At 48.5% G+C, this 6,635-nt stretch carries 6 protein-coding genes; 1 reads left to right on the top strand and 5 read right to left on the bottom strand.

Annotation, left to right across the window (positions count from 1 at the left end):
• Positions 1-246: 246 nt before the first annotated feature.
• On the bottom strand, positions 247-630 hold the full coding sequence (locus tag KIH41_RS17845) for a DUF779 domain-containing protein (protein ID WP_214163311.1): 384 nt from the start codon (positions 628-630) through the stop codon (positions 247-249).
• A 231-nt stretch (positions 631-861) separates the two neighbouring features.
• A complete protein-coding gene (locus tag KIH41_RS17840; RefSeq protein ID WP_214163310.1) occupies positions 862-2,388 on the bottom strand; it encodes an aldehyde dehydrogenase family protein in 1,527 nt (508 codons plus the stop codon).
• Between the two features lie 311 nt (positions 2,389-2,699).
• On the opposite strand from KIH41_RS17840, the gene KIH41_RS17835 reads away from it, so the two are divergent.
• The gene (locus KIH41_RS17835; RefSeq protein WP_214163309.1) at positions 2,700-3,626 is read left to right on the top strand and encodes a helix-turn-helix transcriptional regulator; all 927 of its coding nucleotides are present in this window, start codon (positions 2,700-2,702) and stop codon (positions 3,624-3,626) included.
• 141 nt (positions 3,627-3,767) lie between these two features.
• Here KIH41_RS17835 and KIH41_RS17830 read toward each other — a convergent pair whose 3' ends face one another.
• The 3 genes from KIH41_RS17830 to KIH41_RS17820 all read right to left on the bottom strand — a co-directional run bounded on the left by KIH41_RS17830 (position 3,768) and on the right by KIH41_RS17820 (position 6,318).
• Positions 3,768-4,595, bottom strand: coding sequence for a universal stress protein (locus KIH41_RS17830; protein ID WP_213946854.1), 828 nt, complete (start codon positions 4,593-4,595; stop codon positions 3,768-3,770).
• A 500-nt stretch (positions 4,596-5,095) separates the two neighbouring features.
• Entirely contained in the window at positions 5,096-5,383 is a 288-nt protein-coding gene (locus tag KIH41_RS17825) for a YciI-like protein (RefSeq protein ID WP_213946853.1), read from the bottom strand.
• A 128-nt stretch (positions 5,384-5,511) separates the two neighbouring features.
• Complete coding sequence (locus KIH41_RS17820; RefSeq protein ID WP_214163308.1) at positions 5,512-6,318, bottom strand: universal stress protein; 807 nt, start codon at positions 6,316-6,318, stop codon at positions 5,512-5,514.
• Positions 6,319-6,635: the final 317 nt, after the last annotated feature.

Raw genomic sequence — 6,635 nt, 5'->3', positions numbered from 1 at the left:
AAACAATTAATCAATACTTACACACTTATTGGGATAGTGTCGCAATTAAACCTTTCAGGTCTCTTGAAATTTGATATACCTGAAGGGTTTTTTCGTCGCATTGCGCCTAACCCCCTAAACCTTCCCGCAGGGAAAATAACCTTCTAACCCACTTAGTCTATCACGTCCTAATTTTACATTACATTTTTTTCTCTGCGACCTTTGATCCTCTGCGGTTAGCTTGTCGTCCTTTGTACCTCGTACTTCCTAAACCATTTCTTCCGCCGGTTTCACCGGACTCAGATCATTAAGCTCTTCCTCGGTAAACATCCTAGAATGAATAATAAACCTTATCCCCATGGGAATCTCAATGGAAAAACTGCTGCCCCTGCCTTTCGTGATATCAAGCGTCAATTGGGTGTGTTTCCAGTATTCAAACTGATCCTTACTCATAAAAAAATCGCAGCCATACACCTCCCCGAGCCATACATCGCTGCCGCCAACCTTGAAATCACCCTTCTCAAAACACATAGGCGAGGAACCATCACAGCAGCCCCCGCTCTGATGAAACATCAACTCCGTCCCAAACCTTTTCCGCAAGGTGTCAATAGTCTCCATTGCCGCCTCCGTAATCTTTACCCTTTCAGTCATATTTTTGTGATTAAAAGTCGATAGTTGATAGTCGATAGTTCATTGGAGAATGTCCAATGTCTACTTCAACGATCGATATATCGTTTTAAGGAATTACCCTTTGTGTCCTTAATTTAAACTTGGTGCCACTTAGTGACCATTTGGAATTATAGAAAACTAAAAAGAAAGCCCACCAAATTTCATGGCAGGCTTCCATCTCCCGTCTTCGGTCTTCCGTCTCCCGTCTTTTCCCTAAAAGAACCCTAATTTATTCTTATCATAAGAAATCAACATGTTCTTCGTCTGACGGTAGTGGTTCAGCATCATCAGGTGGTTTTCCCTGCCAAATCCGGACTTCTTGTACCCACCAAATGGCGCATGGGCAGGGTAGGCGTGGTAGCAGTTTACCCAAACACGGCCGGCCTGGATGGCTCTTGGAACCTGATAAAGTTCGTGGGCATCTCTTGACCAAAGCCCCGCACCCAGACCATACATGGTGTCGTTGGCGATCTCAATGGCTTCCTCCACGGTTTTGAAGGTTGTCACACAGGTCACTGGACCAAAGATTTCCTCCTGGAAGATCCTCATTTTGTTGTTGCCCTTGAAAATGGTAGGCTGAACGTAATAACCTTCCTCCAAGCCACTGTTCAAGCTGGCTTTGTCGCCCCCGGCTAAAACTTCCGCTCCTTCGTCTTTGCCTATTTTGAGGTAAGACATAATCTTTTCAAACTGGTCGTTGGAAGCCTGGGCGCCCATCATGGTGTCCTCAGCTAGAGGATGGCCCATTTTTATGGCCTTGGTTCTTTCAATCACCTTGTCCATAAACTTGTCATAAATATCTTCATGAACCAGTATTCTGGATGGACAGGTACACACTTCACCTTGGTTGAGGGCAAACATTACAGCGCCTTCCACCGCCTTGTCGAAAAACTCATCATCAGCGTCGGCCACTGATTTCATAAAGATGTTTGGCGATTTGCCGCCCAGCTCCATGGTTACAGGAATGAGGTTTTCAGAGGCATACTGCATAATCAAACGGCCCGTGGTAGTCTCGCCTGTGAAAGCTACCTTGGCAATTCTGTCTGAAGTGGCCAATGGCTTGCCGCACTCTGGACCGAAACCGGTGACCACGTTCAGCACACCTTTTGGCAGCACATCGGCAATCAGTTCCATCAGCACCATAATGCTGGTAGGGGTTTGCTCGGCAGGTTTTACCACCGTACAGCAACCTGCAGCCAAAGCCGGAGCTATTTTCCAGGTGGCCATCAAGAGCGGGAAGTTCCAAGGGATAATCTGGCCAACCACGCCAAGTGGTTCGTGCAGGGCAATACTCACCGTATGCTCATCGTGCTCACTGATGGTGCTCTCATCTGCACGGATCACGCCTGCAAAATACCTGAAATGGTCTACCACCAAGGGTAAATCCGCTGCTCTGGTTTCCCTCAAAGCTTTTCCATTATCTATGGTTTCTATACGCGCAAGCATTTCAAGATTCTCCTCTACAATGTCTGCTATCTTGTTGAGGACTTTGCTTCTTTCGGCCGCTGGGGTTTTCGACCAGCCAGGAAAAGCCTTGTGGGCCGCATCGATGGCCTTGTTTACATCTTCCTTGTTGCCGCGGGCCGCTTTTGAAAAGGGCTTGCCATCAATTGGAGAAATGTTGTCAAAATATTCCCCCGAGGATGGAGCCACCCATTCCCCTCTGATGAAATGATCATATTGTTCCTTGATTTTTGGCCTATCTACAGGCTGGGATTGGGTTAAAGTGTCTGTGCTCATGATTGTTTATTTTAGGGTTATTGTTTGAAAGCTGGAAGACCGGAGACCGAAGACCGAAATTTGACATCCCTTCTCCCAAGATTTTCCGCCAAGGGACTCTGTGAAACTCTCCCGATAGCTATCGGGATAAATTTTGCCAAACTCCTCTGTCTGCCCGCCGGGGCGGGTATTCCTTTTTCTTCCGTCTTCGGTCTTCCGTCTCTTTCCCAAATCTCCCTTATTTTTCTGTTAAAAAATCTACTTTTAATTTCATTTTATATACTTCTCCGATCTTTCTTCAAATTCAATAGTATTTTTTGTAAATTTCTGATATGAACCACTATAACCAGATTGCCGGGGTGCCTTGGCGGAAAGAAAAGGACCTTCATACCTTGGTGGAAAACAAAACCACCTATACTTTAGACAACTGCGAACTGAATATTTTTGAGACCCACCAGTCGGCCAAAAACATCAACCTGGTGTTTGGAGACTTGGTGCTCACCACCATGTTGCGCGGCAAAAAAGTCATGCACCTTTTTGATAAACCCGGTTTCGACTACTTGCCCGGGGAATCGGTGATAGTGCCCCCAAACGAGGTGATGAAAATCGACTTCCCCGAAGCCCAATGGGACAACCCAACCCAGTGTATAGCCCTGTCGATCTCCAGCACCATGATTGAAAACACTTTCAACCTGCTCAACGAGCGCTTTCCCGACAAAATGCTCCAAGAGGAGTGGGGGGTGAATACAGACTATTTCCACCTGATCAACAATGCCGATCTCAGCGAAATCATCAACAGGTTCATAAAAATTGGCATCAAGGAGCGTTCAAAGGAAAAGGATGTGATTGCCAGTTTGGCGTTGAAGGAATTGTTGATCCGCCTCTCCCAAACCCAGGCCCGTGAAATGCTGGAGCGGACCTACAGGGAACTTTCCAGCTCCAACCGCCTGGCTTTTGTAGTGGATTACATCAAAAAGAACATCAGGGAAGAACTGTCCATGGAGGTACTCAGTGAAAAGGCCTGCATGAGCAAATCCCATTTCTCCAGGCTATTCAAAGCCGAACTCGGCATCAGCCCCTCCGAGTACATCCTCAAAGAGAGGCTCAAACTGGCCAAAACCTTCCTGCTCTCCTCCAAAAATCAAGTACAGGAAGTCTGTTTCATGGCGGGCTTCAAAAACATCAACTACTTCATCCGCGCCTTCAAACAAGAATTCGGCCTCCCCCCCAAAGCCTTCAGCCTCAAGAGCAAGAAATAGACTCCCCTCTGGTCGGTCGAAATGATGCAAGTGGGGGGCGCTCCGATTCCTGAATTATACTCCTTGAGACTAGGCGAAATGACGCGAGTAACTGCTGCATCTTTTGCGTCGCCTCGCGCCTAAACTCCTAAACCACGTTACTCATCCCAAATTCACACTCAACACCGGGATATCCGACTTATACAACACCGTATCCGTCACTCCAATCTGATAACTCCTTGCCGCCTTCCTGTCACTGCTGGCAATCGCAATAATGCCAACTTGGTTCATCTCCGAAAACTGCAAAATCCCTTTTTCCACCTCGGGGGCATTGAAAATGTGCTTGTGCACAATCTGGTCATGCTCCCCGACGAGAAAACTGTTCATCGCCTCCATGGCCTTATCGCTATCAGAGTTTTTGCTAGGAGTATTCACATAAACAAAATTGAGGCTGGCCTCGAGAAACTTCACCAGAGGTTTCAACTTCAGGTAGGCCGGCTTGCTGTCAGGAGAGAAGATCGAGGCAAAGGCAATCTTGCGGATAGAGCTGCTGTCCACCACGGACTTCACCGCCAATACCGGACAGACCGACTGGCGGATCACCTTCTGCAGGTTGGAGCCCAGAAACTTGTCCGGCTGGTGGCCCTTTCCATAGGCCCCCATCACGATCAGGTCCACATTCAACCTTTTGGCATTCTCCAGGATCTTGTTGGAAGGCAACCCGATGTCCACCAAGGTCTCCACCGGATTGGTGCTGATGGCGTGTTCAAGTACGAAGGTATCCAGCTTTTCCTTGGACTCGGCTTCCAGTTCCAGCAGCTCATGGTGCTGGGCACGCTTTTCATCCGAAAAACTGGCCCAGTCCAAAGGAGAATTCACAACATTGAGGCAGGTGATATGGGCATCACCCTTGGCGGCTATCTTGACCGCACTGAGCAGCGCATTTTCCGAATAGCTCGAAAAATCAATCGGTACCAATATTCTTTTCATAGTTAATAGGGGTAAAAACTACTGTTGAAACATACTCCGAATTCTAAGTAAGTTACTAAAAATTAGGGACTAATGCGCAGTTAGCTCCGGCAAAGTTTCGTGGGGGTTCGGGTGTGAGTCCGCGCCCAGCAGGAGTCTAGTTTCGTAAGAGCGACGTGGTTGTCCGTCCCTTCGGGACTCAGTTGTCATTGTTGTCATTGTTCCACCTAAAATCAGTCACGTCTTGGACTGAAGCCCGCTTAACGGGAACATTTCCGTTGGTCTTTGCAAGCTGCGCTTTGCAAAGGACGTTCAGCAGAACCGAGAGTAACTTACGCATCTCCGTCCCGAGGCGAAGCCGAGGGACGATGACCGTGAACCCAACCGTGAATGTTGTTGTTGAGCGGCTCTCATCCCGCCCGTGACTGCAAAAAGATAGAACCATGACAACCATGACAACAGCCTCGGGGAGCCGAAGGCGACCCTCGGGGCGGACAACTATGACAACCACGTCGCTCACATCACTCCCTTACCACCACGTTCCACTTGCGCACAAACCACTTTGTAATCAACCCATTCTTCACATACGGATCATTCTTGGCAAAATCCTCGGCGACTTCGGGAGACTGTGCCCTGAAAACCAGAATCGCCCCATCGGCAGGATTCTCCAAGGCCCCCGCCATTAACAGGTCACCCCGCTGCCTTGCATCGTCCGCCAACCTCAGGTGCTCCTCCCTAAAGGGTGTCCGCTTTTCAACATAATTTTCAATGGTAGTGTAAAATAGAATGTAGTGATTTCCTGAATCCATAGTATATGTTTGTTTTGATTTCTGATCATATTTCCGCCCCCAGCAGGTCCTTACATACGTAAGAGCGACGTGTCCGGCTGCCCAGGCAAGGCCGGCAGGCGGGCATGACAACCACGAAATTTCATCTCCTAGCTCTTTATCACCATCAGCGGCACATGCGTATGATACGCCGTTTCCACCGTATGACTCTTGCTGAATAGCTGCTCAAAGAAACTCCGGGACTTGCTGAACATTACCAACAACGTATCCGGATGATCGTTTAAAAACTTTTCCAGCCCCTTGTTAAAATTCTCATCCTTCTGGTTGAAATAATCAAAATGCAAATGTGGTAAAGTCTCCGTAAGGTGACTCTTGAAACCCTTGAAACTGATTTCGGTGTCAAAATTCCCACCCTTGTCAATATGCAGGACCTCATAGGGCAGACCCAACGGGGAAGTCAGTTCAATCAGTTTTTCAATTGCTTTGGGGTCCTCCTTTTTAAGTTCCACCGCTACGGTGATGTCTTTCAGGCGGTCAAACCTGGCGCTGTTTGGGATCGCCAGCACAGGCGTTTTGGTTTCCTTGATCACATCGGCGGTGTTGGAGCCCAAAAGTACCTTCTTGATCCCACTGGCCCCCTGGGTGCCCATCACGATCAGGTCGCTCTTCATCTCCCGCGCGGCCGTGTTGATGGCCGTGCTCACCGTGCCCTGCACGATCAGGTAATCCATTTTCAGCCCTTCGGTATTCTTTTCCTTGATGGCCTTCTTGAGATACTTCTTGGCATCCTTCTCAATCTGATGGATGATCTGGGTGGCCTGGGCAGCAAAATCATACACCGCATAATAAGAAAACAGCAGCATAATCTCCCCTCCGGTTTTCATCACCAAACCCTTGGCAAACTCCAAAGCCACATCAGCATTCTCCGACAAGTCTGTTGGCACTAGTATTTTCATAGCTAAAAATTTATAGAGTGGTTAAAGTACCCGATTAAGTTACCTAAAAATCGTGGAAAAAGAAAGCGTGGGGTAGGGTGTCCGCGCCCAGCAACTTACGTACAGCCGTCACGAGGCGCAGCCGAGAGACGACCACCGTAGCCCCACCCGCAAATGTTGTCGTTAAACGGCTCTCAGCAGCGAACGTGGCTGCAAAAAAGTAGAACCATGACAACCACGACAACAGCCCCGGGGAGCCTTGGGCGACCCACGGGGCGGACCCTCCCTTAAGTAATTCCCTGCTGGGCGTCTAAGTAGAACAATGACAACCACGACAA

This window comes from Litoribacter ruber (assembly GCF_018500185.1).
Classification (GTDB): Bacteria; Bacteroidota; Bacteroidia; order Cytophagales; family Cyclobacteriaceae; genus Litoribacter; species Litoribacter ruber.
The sequence above is the reverse complement of the archived record's forward strand: the minus strand, read 5'-3'. Positions and strand labels throughout refer to the sequence as shown.

What these genes read in the sequence shown, in the direction of transcription:
- KIH41_RS17825 (WP_213946853.1), bottom strand. Translation starts at nt 5,383, where the DNA reads ATGGATTCAGGAAATCACTACATTCTATTTTACACTACCATTGAAAAT.
- KIH41_RS17820 (WP_214163308.1), bottom strand. Translation starts at nt 6,318, where the DNA reads ATGAAAATACTAGTGCCAACAGACTTGTCGGAGAATGCTGATGTGGCT.
- KIH41_RS17840 (WP_214163310.1), bottom strand. Translation starts at nt 2,388, where the DNA reads ATGAGCACAGACACTTTAACCCAATCCCAGCCTGTAGATAGGCCAAAA.
- KIH41_RS17835 (WP_214163309.1), top strand. Translation starts at nt 2,700, where the DNA reads ATGAACCACTATAACCAGATTGCCGGGGTGCCTTGGCGGAAAGAAAAG.
- KIH41_RS17845 (WP_214163311.1), bottom strand. Translation starts at nt 630, where the DNA reads ATGACTGAAAGGGTAAAGATTACGGAGGCGGCAATGGAGACTATTGAC.
- KIH41_RS17830 (WP_213946854.1), bottom strand. Translation starts at nt 4,595, where the DNA reads ATGAAAAGAATATTGGTACCGATTGATTTTTCGAGCTATTCGGAAAAT.